The organism is Sulfurisphaera ohwakuensis, from assembly GCF_009729055.1.
Taxonomy (GTDB): domain Archaea; phylum Thermoproteota; class Thermoprotei_A; order Sulfolobales; family Sulfolobaceae; genus Sulfurisphaera; species Sulfurisphaera ohwakuensis.
In genome coordinates, this window is record NZ_CP045484.1 from 604574 (window position 1) to 621832 (window position 17259).

18 protein-coding genes are annotated in these 17259 nt (G+C 32.3%); 8 read left to right on the forward strand and 10 right to left on the reverse strand.

The genetic code is table 11. From position 1 onward, the window contains the following. The first annotated feature begins 295 nt into the window (after positions 1–295). Complete coding sequence (locus tag D1869_RS03670; protein WP_156013963.1) at positions 296–691, forward strand: hypothetical protein; 396 nt, start codon at positions 296–298, stop codon at positions 689–691. Here the strand turns inward: D1869_RS03670 and D1869_RS03675 are convergent. The 3 genes from D1869_RS03675 to D1869_RS03685 are packed head-to-tail and all read right to left on the reverse strand — an operon-like array spanning position 688 to position 2796. Beyond that, positions 688–1494, reverse strand: a complete 807-nt coding sequence (locus tag D1869_RS03675) for an ABC transporter permease (RefSeq protein WP_156015895.1) — start codon at positions 1492–1494, stop codon at positions 688–690. The two genes, D1869_RS03670 and D1869_RS03675, sit on opposite strands and share 4 nt — an antisense overlap. Beyond that, positions 1482–2402, reverse strand: a complete 921-nt coding sequence (locus tag D1869_RS03680) for an ABC transporter ATP-binding protein (protein ID WP_156013964.1) — start codon at positions 2400–2402, stop codon at positions 1482–1484. Before D1869_RS03680 ends, D1869_RS03675 begins: the two co-directional genes overlap by 13 nt. Next, positions 2386–2796 (reverse strand): PadR family transcriptional regulator, encoded by a 411-nt coding sequence (locus D1869_RS03685; protein ID WP_156013965.1) that lies wholly within the window; start codon positions 2794–2796, stop codon positions 2386–2388. Before D1869_RS03685 ends, D1869_RS03680 begins: the two co-directional genes overlap by 17 nt. A 106-nt stretch (positions 2797–2902) precedes the next feature. Here D1869_RS03685 and D1869_RS03690 point away from each other — a divergent pair, with 106 nt between their 5' ends. After that, positions 2903–3226 carry a winged helix-turn-helix transcriptional regulator gene (locus D1869_RS03690; RefSeq protein WP_156013966.1) on the forward strand — a complete coding sequence of 108 codons (324 nt, stop codon included), beginning with the start codon at positions 2903–2905 and terminating at the stop codon, positions 3224–3226. Positions 3227–3250: 24 nt separating this feature from the next. Here D1869_RS03690 and D1869_RS03695 read toward each other — a convergent pair whose 3' ends face one another. From D1869_RS03695 to D1869_RS03710, 4 genes are all read right to left on the reverse strand, one after another. Next, entirely contained in the window at positions 3251–4783 is a 1533-nt protein-coding gene (locus tag D1869_RS03695) for a sodium:solute symporter family protein (RefSeq protein ID WP_156013967.1), read from the reverse strand. Beyond that, positions 4780–4983 carry a DUF3311 domain-containing protein gene (locus D1869_RS03700; protein WP_156013968.1) on the reverse strand — a complete coding sequence of 68 codons (204 nt, stop codon included), beginning with the start codon at positions 4981–4983 and terminating at the stop codon, positions 4780–4782. The genes D1869_RS03695 and D1869_RS03700 overlap by 4 nt, the downstream gene beginning before the upstream one ends. 330 nt (positions 4984–5313) lie before the next feature. Beyond that, positions 5314–5541: an LSM domain-containing protein gene (locus tag D1869_RS03705; protein ID WP_052846912.1), complete on the reverse strand. Its 228-nt coding sequence runs from the start codon at positions 5539–5541 to the stop codon at positions 5314–5316. Positions 5542–5711: 170 nt separating this feature from the next. Further along, positions 5712–6941 (reverse strand): hypothetical protein, encoded by a 1230-nt coding sequence (locus D1869_RS03710; RefSeq protein ID WP_156013969.1) that lies wholly within the window; start codon positions 6939–6941, stop codon positions 5712–5714. A gap of 727 nt (positions 6942–7668) precedes the next feature. On the opposite strand from D1869_RS03710, the gene D1869_RS03715 reads away from it, so the two are divergent. Genes D1869_RS03715 through D1869_RS03730 form a run of 4 tightly spaced genes read left to right on the forward strand, consistent with a single transcriptional unit; the run spans position 7669 to position 13747 of the window. After that, positions 7669–9252: an ATP-binding protein gene (locus D1869_RS03715; protein ID WP_156013970.1), complete on the forward strand. Its 1584-nt coding sequence runs from the start codon at positions 7669–7671 to the stop codon at positions 9250–9252. A gap of 1 nt (position 9253) precedes the next feature. Then, complete coding sequence (locus D1869_RS03720; RefSeq protein ID WP_156013971.1) at positions 9254–12136, forward strand: coiled-coil domain-containing protein; 2883 nt, start codon at positions 9254–9256, stop codon at positions 12134–12136. Further along, positions 12129–12764 (forward strand): hypothetical protein, encoded by a 636-nt coding sequence (locus D1869_RS03725; protein ID WP_156013972.1) that lies wholly within the window; start codon positions 12129–12131, stop codon positions 12762–12764. The genes D1869_RS03720 and D1869_RS03725 overlap by 8 nt, the downstream gene beginning before the upstream one ends. After that, positions 12761–13747: a DNA double-strand break repair nuclease NurA gene (locus D1869_RS03730; protein WP_156013973.1), complete on the forward strand. Its 987-nt coding sequence runs from the start codon at positions 12761–12763 to the stop codon at positions 13745–13747. The genes D1869_RS03725 and D1869_RS03730 overlap by 4 nt, the downstream gene beginning before the upstream one ends. Here the strand turns inward: D1869_RS03730 and D1869_RS03735 are convergent. Next, positions 13737–14066, reverse strand: a complete 330-nt coding sequence (locus tag D1869_RS03735) for an Sso10a family chromatin protein (RefSeq protein WP_156013974.1) — start codon at positions 14064–14066, stop codon at positions 13737–13739. The two genes, D1869_RS03730 and D1869_RS03735, sit on opposite strands and share 11 nt — an antisense overlap. A gap of 91 nt (positions 14067–14157) precedes the next feature. On the opposite strand from D1869_RS03735, the gene D1869_RS03740 reads away from it, so the two are divergent. Beyond that, entirely contained in the window at positions 14158–14490 is a 333-nt protein-coding gene (locus D1869_RS03740; protein WP_156013975.1) for a hypothetical protein, read from the forward strand. Here D1869_RS03740 and D1869_RS03745 read toward each other — a convergent pair. Next, complete coding sequence (locus D1869_RS03745) at positions 14461–14982, reverse strand: hypothetical protein (protein WP_156013976.1); 522 nt, start codon at positions 14980–14982, stop codon at positions 14461–14463. The genes D1869_RS03740 and D1869_RS03745 overlap by 30 nt on opposite strands. Before the next feature lie 24 nt (positions 14983–15006). After that, a complete protein-coding gene (locus D1869_RS03750; protein WP_156013977.1) occupies positions 15007–15780 on the reverse strand; it encodes an AAA family ATPase in 774 nt (257 codons plus the stop codon). 164 nt (positions 15781–15944) lie between these two features. On the opposite strand from D1869_RS03750, the gene D1869_RS03755 reads away from it, so the two are divergent. Then, on the forward strand, positions 15945–17177 hold the full coding sequence (locus D1869_RS03755) for an RNA-guided endonuclease InsQ/TnpB family protein (RefSeq protein ID WP_156013978.1): 1233 nt from the start codon (positions 15945–15947) through the stop codon (positions 17175–17177). Positions 17178–17259: the final 82 nt, after the last annotated feature.

Here is a 17259-nt window from a genome sequence, read left to right on the forward strand (position 1 = left end):
CCAATTATTTAATCTTTATACTTTTTTATATCAGTTGTGAAGGAATAATAGTATCATCCTAACATAAGATGTTGAAGAAGGGTTAAATATGGGATCAATAAGTCACATTCTGTATCGATTAGTTTTGTTTTCCCTTAACATTTACTATGAAATAAGGCTTAGAGTATCTTTGCTTCTTACAGCTTGTAAGTGTTTTAACGCGGTATAGAGGTGTTAGTTTTATCTATAATAGAATTTCTGTCATAATCTAGTCTATTTGGAATAAATTTTTATATAACTTTAGTAAAGATAACTTATGGGAGTTTTCAAAAAAGAGAAAATGTATCCTCCTATACCAAACCTACAAGCTGTTATACAGAATTTTATTCAATATCTAAATAGCGATGGATGGAAAACACAGTATAAGGTTGAAGGTAATAAAGCTATAGTTCAAGCACAAAAAGGAGGGATATTAAGGGATATTATAGCTGCAGATAGGGCACTAACATTTACTTTTGAACAGCTTCCTAATGGCGTTAAAGTTACGGCTGGAATAGGTAAGTGGATACAAAACTTAGCAGTAACCGCAATAGAAGCTCTTTTACTTTCGGAACTCTTCTTGGTCGTTGATGTACCAGAAATGTTATGGACCGAGCACGTAGAGTCTAATTTAATGAAAAAATTAGATGAAATAGTCCAAACAACAGCCTAATATTCGCTTAATGTACCTTTTTTCCTAGCTCTCTTAAACGCGTATTTGTAAAATCCTATCCCTAAAGGTAATAATATAGCATTAAACATAACAAGTACTAATATAACGTTAAGCAAATGAAGTATGCCTTCCCCAGAAAGCATTGATAATCTTAATCCATTTAAAGCCCAAGTTAACGGTAATGCAAGGCTAATTAATTTTACTGGTAGAGGTAAGACGGTTATTGGAAATACTGTACCACTCATTAATGTTGTGAATGTGGAAAAGAAGAATGCTATTGGATTCCCTTGCTTTACGATCATCGTAAAACTTGCAGAAATCATGGAAAAACCAATTGTTGAAAGCAACAAGAGGAATATTATGATAAGAGTAGATAATACGTTAATCTGGTATTTTACACCTAAAGCAAAACCGATTGATAGTATAACTGCAGCATTTACAGTATTTATAACAAACCCCCAGATCGCGGAGTAAAGGAGAAAAGATACTACACCTCCAGAGGATAAAACATAATACTCAATTGTACCGTAAAGTTGTTCATTTCTAAGCCTCTGACTTATAGTTGTAATGATTGATGATACATAACCTTGAAAAGCTAAGCCGATAACGAAGAACGCAGTATAGTTACTAACTCCTATTCTTTCAACAAGGCTATTACCAAGGGAAGTACCAACGAAATAATAAGTGAATACTGGCAAAACCCACGATAAAACGTTTAAAACCATTTGAGTCCTATAACTACTCCATATTTTAAACCCCCTTAAATAGATATAAGCATAAAGTTTATCTATTACTCCCCCCATCTTCTCCACCACCCTCCTCTTCCTGATCTATTTCTCGTACTATCCATTTCCTCACCCATTAAATATACAAACACGTCCTCTAAAGTGGGTTTTTCTTCCCTTAAAACTTCTCCTTCGACATTTTCGTCCTGCGGTACTCTTAAGATAAAGGTACCATTATTATATCCAATAACGTACTTATCTAAACCTTTTGGAACATTTTTTGCTACAATAACTTTCACTTTTCCTAATCTAGATAAAATTTCTTCCTTGCTGCCTTGAGCAATTACATTACCTCTCTTAAGAACTATTATTTTATCGGCTAAATCCTCAACTTCTTTCATATTGTGAGATGTTAAAAGTATAGTCTTCTCTTTGCTGATAATTTTAATTAAACTTCTGAAATCTCTTGAACTTACCACGTCCATTCCTAAAGTGGGTTCGTCAAGTAAAATTACTGGCGGATCTAAAATTAAAGCTCTAGCTAAAGCTAGCTTTCTCTGCATTCCAGTACTATACTTCATATACTGAACATTTTTCCACTCAGAGAGTCCAACTAATTCAAGGAGTTCTTCAGCTCTTCTTTTAGCTTCACTTCTTGAAAGCCCTTGAATAATCCCGAAAAAGACTAAATTATCTAACCCAGAAAGACGAAAATAGAAAGCCCTCTCACTTACCATCATGGTACCTATATTTCTTCTTACTTCTTTTTCTTGTTTTGTAACACTATAACCATTAACGAAAGCATCTCCAGAATCTGGAATAATAAGCGTAGAGAGAATCTTAATAAGAGTAGTTTTTCCAGCTCCGTTATGTCCAACTAAGGCTCCAATCTTTCCTTTTTCTAGTTCAAATGAAACATCGTTTAAGGCTCTGATCTCTTTTTTCCCAGTTCTAAAAACCTTAGAAACATTAACTACTTTTATCAAATTCTTGAATCCCTCTCTTCAATATTTCCATGACTTTCTCCTTTTGTTCTTGGCTTAATGAGGATTTGTTTTCTATTAAATATCTCAAATTCGCATCTAATTCGTCGATTACTACTTCATATTGGTGCTCTGGGCTAATTAATCTTTTCCCTTTTTCAGTTATCTCATAGTATTTTTTTCCTTCTTCTTCTTTTACAACTCTCACATATCCTTCATCCTGGAGTTTGTTTAACGCGGGATATATAGCCCCTGGGGAAGGTTTCCAGAATCCTTGTGTGATTTTCTCTATTTCTCTCATTATGTCTGCTCCAGTCATTTCCCCTTTTGAAGATAATATTGTGAGAATAAGATAAGCTAATCCTCTTCTCCTATGATGATGAAAGTGTCTCCACATATGATATCAATTTTGATATCACATTAAAAAACTTTTCACAAAGTTTTAAACTAGAAAGTAGGTTTCCAAAGTAAACTATAAATAGCTTCTCTGAAGATAAAAAATCATGGAAAAGCAAAACATATGTCCTATTGTTGAGACCATAAAAGTAATAGGAAGTGAAGCTAAACTCTTGGTGTTAAGATATCTTTTTGATGGTAGTAAGGGTTTTAATGAACTTCAAAGGGTTACTAAGTTAAGTTCAAAAACATTATCAAACACATTAAAAGATCTTGAGGAAGCGGGAATAGTGAAAAGAGTAATTATAAGTGATAGGCCTTTTCGCGTAAAATATGAACTTACAGAGAAAGGGAAAGAGCTAAGAACATTATTTACTGAAATGGAAAAATGGGGAACTAAGCACCTCTTATCTGGAGATAAAAATAAATAAATAAAATAAAAATAACTTGTAGTATTATTTCTCTTCAATTGTTCTAACTAATTCCTCTGTTTTTATAACTTCTTTTGGTTTCCATCCCATAGCCATAGCAATAGCTGTACCCACTAGTGAAATTACTAAGTTAATTGCTAGGGCTATTAATGCAATATATATTCCTCCTAAGGGTGTTGGATAACTTGTAGTTGTAATTGCACCGAAATGATTAACATATGCTGTTAACACTACACCACTAGCTACACCGCCTATTAAACCAGCTAATAACGATCTTCCTTCGAGCTTATTTGTAAATAGTCCTAAGAAGACTGGGGGTAATGTTTGTAAAATTATAATACCTCCGAGTAATTGTAATCCAATGGCATAACTTAGTGGTACTACAAAGATGAAAGCTAAGGCAAGGAACTTAAAAGCAGTTGAAATCCACTTAGCTAAAGTAGCTTCTCCTCTAGGAGTTAAGTTGTAAAATTCTTTAACTACATTTCTAACCAAGAGATTTGCAGAACCAATAGCCATTATAGCTGCTGGTACTAGTCCTCCAATAAATATACCTACGAATGCAATACCATTAAACCATGAAGGCATAGAATAAGCTAACAAAGCCGGTACAGTTGTTATTCCCCCATACTTAGCTGATAATGTATAAGCTGGTTTAATAGCGAATACTAGTATACCAAATAACGCTAGGAGTGCTAAACCGATACCATAAATCGGTAGTAATGCTGTACCGTATTTTAGTTTCTTTTTATCTTCTGCACTTAACGAACCATTAATTGCATGAGGATAAAGATATAATGCTAATGCACTTCCTACTGCAAGTGTCCAAAATGCTGAAAGGGCTGAAGGAGGTAAGTAAGAATAGGGTATAGGTTTAACTGCATGAAATGCCGTTGAAAAACCTCCAATACTAAGAGGAACTGCAATTATTGTTGCTAAAACTGTTATCCATATTAACATATCTTTAAATACACCAGTTAATGCGGCACCTCTTAATCCGCTAGTAATTGTAAAAGCAGCTAGGACAATAAATGCTATTAAAAGTGATAAATCAAGAGTTAACCTTGTTGGTGGAAGACCTAAACCAATAAGCATAACTATTAATACAGCCTGCATACCGAATATTTGTAAAGCAATATAAGGTATTTCAGCAACTGCACCTACTAAGGCTACAGCTATTGCTAAAGCTCTGCTGTTAAACCTGTCTTTAACGAAATCAGCTGCTGTAACATAGCCTCTATTTCTTGATACAGTCCACAATCTAGGCATGGTTAAAAGAGCAATTGGAAAAGTTAAACCTACATAAAATACGGCAAAATATGCTAATGCACCACTCTTAAAAGCTAATTCTGGTACTGCTATGAAAGTATATGCTGTATATAGGTCAGCTCCCATTAAGAACCAGACTAGTAATATTCCTAATCTCCTTCCTCCAAGTCCCCATTCATCAAGTCTGCTTAAGTCCCCTCTTCTCCATCTAGCCCCATAAAATCCTAAAAAGGCAAATATAGCAAATAATACTATAAATATTGTTAAGGTCGAGATATCTACGTTCATCTTTCACCCTCCTCCTTTACAAAATGAACTACTACGGCACTAAGTACAGTAGTTACAGCCAGTAGAAGTATCTGATACCAGTAAAATATTGGTAAACCACCTAAAGTTGGATTTATCTTATTGTATATAGGGAAGAGAGAGTATAGTAGTGTTACTATTATAGCTACCACTAACATTGCCACATAATATGCAGAATTCACAAATATTTATAAAATAAGGAGATATATATATTTTTATTTACATCCATGAAAAATGTTTTTAAAAAAACACATAAAGGTTAATATTGTATAAACATTAAATTAAATAGTGATAGTGAATATAAACTAATAAATTCAAATAAGGAAAACTAGTAAAGATAAAGTATACTAAACGTAGATGAATTAAGGACTAGAATCTTTGTTATTCAAAATAACCTTATGTACAAAACCTTAAATTAGAAGTGAAATAACAAAGTGCAGAAAACGTAAATATTCTCTTAATTAGAATAACTTGATAAAGGAAAATTCTCTACATAATATATTGTTGTTAGACTAAGGACTCATTGGTGACACTAATATTACATTATCTCCTCTTATAATTATTGTACCTACTTTCCTAGTGCTACCATCACTCATCACTTCCTCAGAATTCTCTAATACTAAGTTCATATGCATATCATAACTCTTAAGAGTACCTCTAACAATTTTATCTCCTTTTAATTTCACTAACACAGTGGAACCCAAAGATTCTGCTAGAACCTTGTGTGCTGTTTCAGCCAAATTAACACCCATATTGTGTATAAGATATTCGGTATAAATATTTTATCTTCGTATCAACGTGGAAGATTCTCTCTGTGAGAAGATTTTCTTCTCTGCTCATTTATCACATCTATTAAAAATTTGGAAAAATAAATAATATCCCTTAACGTCTTTTTATGTATAGTAAGATACTACGTCATCATTCTGATATTCCTAGTCCTAACAAATAAAATTGCATAAACAATTACATAAATAATCCCTATATATCTTAAAATGCTTAGTTCTCCTATTACTGTCCCTATATCTGAAACTACAATTACAGCTACTGAATATACTATTGAAAATATGAATTCCATGATCGGTATTATAATCCTTATCTTCTCTTTTTCAATAGCAGTTATTAAGAACGAGTTTAGATATATAAATGAAGAGTTTTCTAACACCAGTATTGTAAATACCCCTATCATAAACACTGGAAATAGATAGACTATATATGACAGGAGCACAATCACTAGGGCTATTGTTATCCTGTAAACTAACACATAGTTACCAAGAGTTCTTACTCTGATAATATTAGAAACGTAAGTTGCAAAAATCATTGTTATAGAGAAAAAGAGTAGATATAGGGAGTAGCTGACATTGAACATGTCCGTAATTCCTAGTAAATAGAAAATTACTGGGTAAAGTGCTGCAATGATAGGATAAAGTAGATAGTCACTTATAAAGATAAGTTTCACGGTGTTACTTGTCTTTTTTAAAGATTTGAACTGTGTAATAAATGATATCGTAAGAGGAGTCTTTTCAGCTGCGGGATAATCTAACTTTAACTTAAGGAGAAGGGTAAGAAGTATGAATATTAGCAGTATCCCAAATCCTGCGTCAAAAACTCTCAGCCCATATCTTTCTTCTAATAGAATTACCAATACAACTATTATAGCTTGATTTATCTGACGGAGAGAAGCCAGAATACCTTCTAGTTTTCTTAGCACATCAAAATCTAGGTTAACACTTTTAATCAGATATAAGTTAACAGGTTCCCTAAATATGAATAATGATATAAAAAGCCCTTGAAGTATTCCTAGAAATACAGCAGAGTTAACATAGGTTGAGACTAAGAAGGTGATCCAGGCTAAAGTGATAAACTGTACTAAAATTATGCTGAGATCGTACTTTTTCAGACTTTTTATAGAGTTATTTATTGCAGATGAAAAAGGCAATAGAAAAGAAGGAACACCACTTATTGAGGTAACAACAATTATACCGAGGTCTATTAAGTTCCTAGTTAAAAAATAAATGTAACCTACTAATAAATAGTAAAGTACAAAGTTAACTGGTATTAATTGAGTAATAAAAAGAATCTTTAGCGTCTTGTTACTATTTAAAACTTTAAGAGTCTTAATAATATCTTTGAGTCTTTCCATATTTTATCATCTCAAGTTTTCTGAGGCGTTATATGACAAGATAATTCCGTTAGATTACTGCTCATTAGATCCTTTCTACAACGTTCCATATTACCGCTTAAATATACAATACGTGATATATTCTTGGATTTCTCTATATCAAGCCCTATAATGAAACTCATATGGTATGTTGTAGAATTACATATTTCTTTTTCAACAATTTTATCTGCATCAAAACCCAAATTTGAAAGAGAGAATTTGAATAAGGTCCTCCTATTAGGTTTGCTGTTTCTTCTTACTGAAATAAGTTTATTATCATCTTCATATTTTCCGAAAAACGTTAAATAAAGTTTAGTTCTTTTCTCAGTAGCTATTAATCTTGATGATGCGTCTAGGAGAATTCCATTTTATCACTTGATATACTTTCGATTACTTACTTTATATTTTTTCTCAGTAACCGTGAATCTTCTGTGGTATATGATATTACTGACTTCTTTATGTAAAACATATTAGTCAGATCTGTATTACTCAGATCTCATCGCCCTTTATAATATATAATCAATTATTTCTTCATACAATTATACTAATTCCATGAGAATATTACAATTCGCAAAAGATACCTGAATCTCCCTTCAAATGAGGACTATTCACTGTCTTATATGGAAAATACTCATGTGAAAAATACACGAGGAAATACTGAATATTCGACAAAAGTTATCTTAAGGATAGAGTGTAAAGTGTTAAACAAATGGAAAGTGTCGGTATAGTGCTACAAAGAGGTGAAAATAATAGCATTTATGCTCTCCTTAAACCTAACATTGATATAATAAGCGGGCAACTTTTCCTTATTGAGGATGAAGGTAAAAAGACTGTAGCCAGGTTAGACGACTATTTCTACATAAATGAGTTCTTCGATGAAAAAACACCTTTCTCGAGGACATTGTTAAACGATAAAATTGATGTTGAACTATTAAATATGAATACGGTCATTAAGGCGGAATTATCAATAGTTAAGAGGTATAATCACTCCACGATACCAAAACCTGGGTCTATAGTGAAGTTTCTTCCAGAGATTGCGGATGAGAAGGACTTACTTTCTTTTTATCAACTTTCTTCATCTCAAGGTTACATCAAATATGGAAGATTAGCTGGTTCTAAAATTCCTTTACTTCTTGACCTTAATGCGATAACTATGCATGTCGGAATATTTGGAGAAACTGGAAGTGGAAAGAGTTATAATATGAGATACTTAATCACTCTTCTTTCAAATATTGAAATTGACGGTAAAATTACATCAATTCCTTTAATTATATTTGATGCTAATGGTGATTACTCGGATTTTACATCTTTTAACATAGATCTAGTCAGTAAGGGAAGAGGATGGATAAAGAAATATGTAATGAGAGATCCATTGAGTGATTATGAGATAAAATTATCAATTGACCTCTCTCTATTCACAGCTAAGGATTTAGCTGACTTTATAATTTCTCTAAAATATGGTGATATTGCCCCAAATTCATTACAAGCCAATATACTGGAGCAAGTCTTGTCTCAACATGATCCGCAGGAATATAATTGGTTATTAAGTACTAGAGAGGGCATTGAAAGTTTAAAAATAGAGTTACAAGAGCTTAAAAATACAGGTTTCAGTCCGAGTAGCATTAGAGCTGTAGTTAGTTCTTTAGAAATTTTCCTCAACAAAGTGAGAAAATACAATTTCGTATCTTCATCTTCTTCATTTAATGAACAAACCCTTGATGTTATTTGGAATACTAAAGGATTAGCTATAATTGACTTTTCATCTGATGGTGCACCAGGTGTTGATATATCAACTAAACAGCTAATTGTAAGTTATGTTTCTCGTTTAGTCTTAGATTATCTTACTAAGGCGAAATATTCTGGAAAACAAAAACTTATAGGAGTAGTGATTGAGGAAGCACAGAATTATATACCTTCAAATGATTATCCAGTAAATGCTAGGATTACGAAAGAGGTTTTAGTTACATTAGCTACACAAGGAAGGAAATTTGGCGCCTCTCTCTTTTTAGTTTCACAGAGGCCGGCGTTCGTTGATAAGTATGTACTTTCAATGCTAAACACTTTCTTCTTTCATAGGATTTATCATGAAGACGTAAAATACGTAATGTCGGCCACTGGTGGGCTTCCAGAACATCTAGCTAAGAGCTTACCCTCCCTTGAAACCGGATATGTTATAGTTTACGGTTTGATGTCAGCGTTAAAATCGCCAGCTTTAGTTAAGATACCATGGGATGACAGAATAGGTTCTTACACAGGCTATGTCATGAGTATTGAAAATATCTTGGTGAGCTAAGATGTGTGAGTTTAGATTAAGTGAAACATCGTCTTCATCAGAAAGTATTTACAAACTCTATGAATGCGTTATGAATAAGACTGAGATAGTAAATAAACTTAAATTCTTTAAACAAATTGGCGAAGAAATCCAAAGGCTTAGAAGTGTTAGAGAGTCACCAGAGATTATTGCATTGGTAGCTGACTGGGGACAAGGTAAAACAACATTACTTAGCATTTTAGAAGAAGTTAAGCATATAGAAAAGTTGAATTTCGTCGATATCCTAAAGGGGAACATCGATTTTAGTCAAAACGAAGTAGTTTTGATTGACGAAGTAGAAACTAGCATAGAACTTTTATCAGAATATAGAGATAAGATTAAGGACTTTTGGATAAAGATAAAAGAGCTAGCTAATTCTAACAAAAACATTGTAGTTTATTTATCAATGACCCCAAGTGCCTATTCGAAGATATTTGGTGAAGTTTTAAGGGATTTATTTCCCGAAACCTATGAGGCTATAGAACAAAGAGTGAAAAGAATACATTTAATGCCACCATCTAAGCTGGAATTTTTAGCTGTTATGGATTGTTTGTTAGAATTTAATAAGCTTAATAAGGATTTGCTTGAATACATGGATTTACCCTACTGGACAATTGGACAAGAAAGAAGAAGATTCGCAAGATTCTTTAACGACGTGGTATGTAAGGCTGGTGAAAGTAAAAGCCCAGTAGACATGATGTTTAAGCTTCTTGTTGATAATCAGAATTTAAATGAAGAAGGAGAAACGATTAGGATTAATGAAGTTATTAAATTTGAGAAAAATCTGGATAAAAATGAAGTAGAGGAGTTTCATAAAATTCTTATGAGTAGAATATTTACGAGTAAACCCATTGAGGTGTTAAAAGATTACGTAGTGGAAGGCTATTTAGTTGACTATTATTCGTGGGCTGAAGTTGTAAAAGATGGAGATATTATTGAAGATTTTCTACTAGTTTATTTAAATGAGAAGGACTCATTAGACAAGAACCTTTATGTCTTCCTCTCAGATAGTATAGATAAGGTAATTTATGAGAATGTGAATAGAGGCAATTTAGAGGAAATAGTAAGAAAATTGAAAGTACGAAGTAAGAAGAAAGCTTATGCATTATCATGGAGTTTATTCGAAACTCTAGTAAACACTAATGTAGGAGGATTGATTGTTGAATTTGAAAGTAGGGAACTGAAGGAAAAGGCAATAAAGTTTGTGAATGAGAAACTACTAGATGAAGAGAAAGAAGTTGAATCGTTTATTTCGTTCTTAAGGCACGGTATGGGACTTGAATTCGAAGAAAAGAAGATTAATCCTCATACAACTCTGCTCTCTTTCAAGAAATTTAACGTGTTAGTAACTAATAAGCCAGAAAGGGCTTTACCAGATTTACTTATACATGGAATAATTATACTCTCTGACGAGAACTCGCTGGATGGTTATTATGACGAACTTTCAATCAAAGTACTTCATTTGCCCTTAACTACGCCAGTTAAAAGACAGTTATTGTATATTAACTTTTACGAGCTCTCAAACGAGAAAGGAGTAAGGCTAAGAAAAGAAATTGTGAACCTAAAGTTGGGTGACTTAATAGATTTAGTTAATAGATTTATTTCTTCTATAGATAAAGAATTAACATTACCTAGTTTACCGCTAACAAAAGGAAATAAAAGACTTGTACAATCATTTAATTGGATTATTTATGCTCCAGAAGTTTATCCTGCAAAAGCTTCCGAAGTATTTGTAAAGGTTGATGATATTGTAAACAAAAAGTTTAGGATATTTGGTGCCAAACAGTTCCATTTAGAGGATATAGAAACAGCTGAAACTTTTGTCAGTGACGTTGTACATTATTTCGCTGAAAATGACATAATAAACGTAAATGAGGAAATAATAGATTTTTCTAACTTAGCTGGTAAAAGAGTAAAAGAATTTACTAAGGTCACTGTAGGCTTACTAAGACAAATTTTGAAAGATAAATTAGAAGGAGAAATAGTAAAATATATTCAAAATGAAGAAAAGAGTGATTTACTAAATATATTACAGAAAATATATGGTGTAAAGAGGAATAGTGTATTGGAATTTTTAATTTATTCGTCTATAGCTACTGGAGAAATAGCTAATTATGTTAAAATTAGGAATTTAGTTTCTCTTTCCGATATAGAGGAGAAGCTAGATAAGATAAGTGTATCAAACTCCTATTTTATTACAGCGAAGAAAAGAGAAGCGGGAATCAGGAATATTAACGAAATGATAAATACAATTAAGATGTATATAAACTTGGCAAAGAAAAGTGATGACAGAAATTTCTTGAGATTTTTAATAGTGATTCAAACTTTATATAAACAACTGAATAGATTCCTTGAAGAAATATCGGTTGCAGAAGAAAATATAGTAAAAATAAAGGTCGATATAAATAAAAAACTAGAACTAATAAAAAGGGCTAAGAGTCTGGTAAATGTAAAAGAAATTGAAGAAGAGAAATTACTGTCAAGTTTACCCGATATAGTTACAAAAATAAGAGAGCAAATAGTAAGCGTGGTAAATGATGAGAACCCAGAAGAGTTAATGAATTTTATAGATGCAATAAAGAAAATTAGTGGTAACGATTCTAATAATCTAAATTTGCTAGTATGGGAGGCTGTGAAAACTATGATGGATGGTGCCACATTACCCTTTACACAGAAGTTGAAGGAAATATTTTCACCACTCTTTCCATTATCTGGAATAAATAATTATTTTGTGAAACTTGAGAATGAAATTAATGAAATTGAAAAAGCAAGTCCAGAGATCATGAAGTTGCAAGTTCAGTTAGAGGAAAAAAGAAAGGAAACTCTGAAACTAATTCAGCAAATCAAGAATGAGTTGGGTGGATAATATGAATGTGGTTGAGCTGGTAGAATTAGTTAGTAAAAAGAGAAGGGAAATGAATAAAGAAAAGCTAGAAGAAGAAATAAGGAGAACACTAAATCAATTGAGCGAACTCAGAGATTCAATAGAAAAATTAAAAGAGATAAAAACAAAAATGATTTTGTGCAGTGAAGAGATTAATGACGATAAAAAGTCGATATTGCAATCCAATGATCCAGATTATATATCTAGTATGGTAAACCTAATATATCAAAAAGTTAATAATTGCTATAAAAAGATTGAAGAAGAAAGAAGAATTAAAATTGAAGAACAAAAAAGGAGAATAAGAGAAATCAATGAGAAATTAATAGTCTACAAAAAAATCTTTAAAAATATATTTAACGAAAATATTGATGTTCATATACTTTCAGACAAACTTGAGGACCTGGACAATGAGATAAAGAAAGGAGAAGATGAAATAGAAAGATTAAATGACATATTAAAATCTAGGATAGGGAGTAACTTAGAATTGCTAGTCAAACTTATAGAGAATAATGAGATAGAAATAGACCAAGAAAACCTCAATGAAGTAATAGAATTAACTAGATTTTTAGTAAATAAAGGCCTTATATTGTCGTTAAGGTTTTCAAAATGAGTGATGTGATAGATAAAATAAAAAAGCTAGCAATTGATGAGAGAGAAAAAGCGAATAAATTAAAAGCTGATATTTTACTTCTCTCCGAAGAAATTAGAAGAGGAAAAATTGATTTAACATTTGAAGAAGTTAAAGGAACTGTAGGGGAACATATAGCTTGTGCAATAGATGGTGGTAAACTTGAAGTGGATTTAGGTGATTCTTATCTTATTATTGCAAAAGCAGTATCTGTAATAGGAAAATATGGGGAAATTAAGGAGATACCTCCGACTATAGTTAGAGATTTTAAGATAGTTAGTGATTATTATGGAGAGGATGAAGTTAAGAAACGGTCTATAATCCTTATGCTTACATTGGAGACCAATTTACTCAGTCAAGCTAATTGTGATAAAATCTTCATTGATGGACCTTTAATTGATCCACCAGTATATGATGAGGAATTGGAGGAATATTTTCTAGTTAGAAGTAATGTGATTAAAAGGAAAGAACCAATAGGAATAGTGAAAAGGTTCAGTCATAGACTTTTGATAAACTACTTGAACGATATGGGTTACGATTTTTCAAACATTAGAGAAAGCTATCTAGTAACCATACTTTTCTCAGAATTAAGGAAAAGTTTAAAGAGTAAAGAAGCAGTTGCACTTGGATGGATTAATTGGGATGAAATATTTAAGAAAAAAAGTAATATATTCAAAGACCTTGAAGGGTTGAGTAGGGCGTATTTAAAATTAGGCCTAAAGATCTATTCGTCTTATTTCCAATTAAGTCCGATTTCTCCGGTGGTAAGGATAGATACGTTGTTACCAAGTGGATTAGACTTCATAAAGATATGGGGTATTGAAGGAGAAAAAGAGGTTACAATATTAAATAAAATTGCAGATAGCCTTGCTAAGGTAAGGAGTGAAGAGGCTAACAGTTATGTTTCACTATTTCGAATGCTCAGAGGGAACGAAGATTTCTTTTCATATTTATCTAAGTTTTAGCTTCTTTTTTCTTTTTAACAATCTTTATTAGATCTATCACATCCTTCTTAGCTTCTTCTAATTCCTTCACAATTTTTATATATTTTTCTAATCTTACTAATGCATCTCTTCCTTTTTCTGTTAACGAGTATGTTACTCTTTTCCCACTTTGAACTTTCTTTATATAGCCCTCTTTTTCAAGTAGTTCTAGGTATTTAGTTAATTCAATAAGATTAATACCAGCATTATACATAATTCTTGTTTTAGTGGAATTATTATTGCATGCACTTAAAATTGAGTACATTATTTCGAGAGAAGTTCTCTTTAGTCTTTTGCTCATTATAATATTTCTATTCCTTAAAATATTTAAATGTTACGTGGTAAAAATAGTTACAGCTAACTCTTAGTTTCTTAAAAAAATTCAAAACAATATGCTCTATGATTTAAGAAGGATTGATTACAAATTTGTTGAATTGCTGTTAGAAGAATATTTCTCAGATAATAATAACGTTGTAAATGATTTTTATATAGTAAAAATAGCCGAAGATGATGAAAGAAAGATATATAGATTCAAAGTTTGGTTATTTAGACCAACCGATACTAGAGTAGACGGGTTTACTGGTTATGTTTATTTTTATAGGAATAAAGTTGTAATAAAATTACCCGTAGTTAAGGAGATCAGGTTACAAAATGAATTCTTAGAGAGAATAATTAATCTTTTTGAGCAGATTTATCTAAGACTTGGTAGACAAGAAATTCTTTAACCATTGAAGTATTTTATCGTCATTGTTATCTTCCATAAACTTTATGTAGTTAGCAATAAAATCATTCAGATAAGAGTATTTATTTAGATATTCCTTTAACACTCTTATAGCTGTAGCTTTATTAATTTTATATTCCTTTTTCTCTCTTTCAAAATCTAAAACTGTCCTGTCCTCATAAAATATAATTCTACCTATTAGACTATCATCATTTAATATATCATATTCAACCCCATATATGGTCTCTACAACGTAACTACCATCGTCAAATACCTTTATAGGTTTCTCTTTAAAGTAACTTCCTTTAATAACACTTATTCCTAGTACTCTTAGATATCTTCTAGTTAATTCGAGTATTTCATTCTCACTGCATTTACTATCTTTTTTATGCGATATTAAGTGCTTAATATCATCTTCAAAGACTTTTCTTCCACGTATTAATCCGCTGTTAAATAATATGTCAAGAATTTCCAATACGTCTTTTTCACATTCCATAACGAATTCTTTGATGGGAAGTTATTAAAGTATTATCTCCTCTTTCATGTCATTATTAATAATCCTTTCTGCTAACGTCCTTATCTCTGGAACTATAGGCAAATCTTCTATTTTGCCGTGAAATTGAAAAACTGAATCATAAAATTTTACTATAACTCCTTTTGGAAAACCTAACTCTTTCATAAGCTTTTTTATACTTTCAATATATCTTTCTTTTTCCTCTATAGCCATATTTATTATTCCAGCCAATAATTTCCAATCTAAAGGTGCTTCAGCACTAATTCTTCTTAGATAAACTATAGAATCATCTATGGAAAATGGTAAAACATCTGAAATAAGTACAACATATGCTTTCTCATTAGGGAAAACTTGTTTAAAAGCCATAGTCTCGTATTTTATAGGATTAGAATCCCATGTTAGAAATACTGGATTATCTAAAATCATATAATCAAAGTTTTCCTTCCTTAAAAAATTCTCATAAAAATTATAAAATTCTTGAATTTTCTTGAATTCTGTAAAAGCTTTATAAAAGTTAATACCACTAGAAAACATCTTTACAATCTTTAAACTTCCATCTTTAATTTTAATTTCTTTGTAAAAATTTTTGGGTTCCTTTCCAAAAGCTATTTGAACCAGTAAACCATCTTCATCGATTTTGGCTAATTGTGAGGTCCAATTCATCATATCTCTATCAATAAAAAGTATTTTCTTTCCTTTTTCGGCTAAAGCCTTAGCTAACATTAAAGACAACGTTGACTTTCCAACGCCGCCTTTATACGCATGAAAAGCAATTCTCATTGGTTACACATATGAGTATATTATTATTTATATCTTTTATCTCGCTAGTTAATCGTTATAAAGTTTAGGGGTTCAAAGGGGGCGAAAAACCTCGCCTTTTAAGGCGGGGATGGATAGCCCCCTTTGTAGAAATATTTTTTAATCCACTCTCGAACATTTTATTAATGCCCAACGTAGGGTTCCGCTTTCGTGCATATGCTGACGATCAAACAATTAGGGCGTTAAAAGCCCAGTTGAGGTTAGCATGTGAGATGTACAACACCCTACGCTGGGCAGATATCTATTTCTACCAAAGGGACGGAAAGGGTCTTACACAAACGGAGTTAAGACAGCTCGCTCTAGATCTAAGAAAGCAAGATAAGGAGTACCAACAACTCTACTCACAAGTAGTACAGCAAATTGCCGATCGTTATTACGATGCTAGGGATAGGTTCTTCAAAGGTCTAGCACACTTTCCTAAGGAGAAGAAACCCCATAAGTACTACTCTCTTGTTTACCCACAAAGTGGGTGGAAAATACTTGAGAGCAGGGAAATAAGGACTAAGAGTAGGAAGAATAAGAAGAAGCTGGTGTTATTGAGGTTATCAAATCTCGGCGTGTTTAAGGTCATTGTTCATAGGGACTTCCCGCTTGACAAAGTAAAGAGGGTGGTAGTTAAACTAACACGTTCAGAGAGAGTATATGTCTCCTTCATAGTTGAAGGTGTTGGATTCCCTCAACTCCCAAAGACTGGTAAGGTAGTTGCAATAGATGTTGGGATAGAGAAACTCTTAACCACGAGTGATGGGTTCTATTTCCCTAACTTGAGACCTTATGAGAGGGCACTTGAGAAGATAAGGAAACTCCACAAGGTTCTCTCGAGGAAAGAGTTCTTGTCGAAAAATTGGTTTAAAGCAAAAGTGAAGTTAGCTAGGGGTTATGAACACTTGAAGAACTTGAGACAAGATCTCTATATGAAGTTGGGTAAGTGGTTTGCACAACATTATGACGTTGTAGTAATGGAGGATATAGATGTTAAACAACTGGTGGAGGAGTCAGAAAGGAAGTTGAGGGTGAGGTTACATGATGTTGCGTTCCATGAGTTGAAGAGAATACTAGAATATCAGTTGGAAAAATATGGAAAGAAACTGTTGTTAATAAATCCAGCATATACTTCAAAGATGTGTGTCAAATGCGGGTACGTAAAGAAGGAGTTAACTTTGACTGACCGTGTGTTCAGCTGTCCTAAGTGTGGTTGGGTTACTGATCGTGATTATAACGCTTGCTTAAACATATTGAAGAGATCGGGGTGGGAGCCATCCTTAGTGCCTGTGGAGCTCCACCCTCTACCCGTAGCGAAAAGTTATGGGCAAGGTGGGGCTATGAAGCAGGAAGCTCCGCCCTTCAGGGCGGGGTAGCTCACATCTCGTTAGTGTATCATTAATAAAATAGTTAATTCTATATTTAGGAATAAAATAAAACAAACGGAAAATCAAAAAG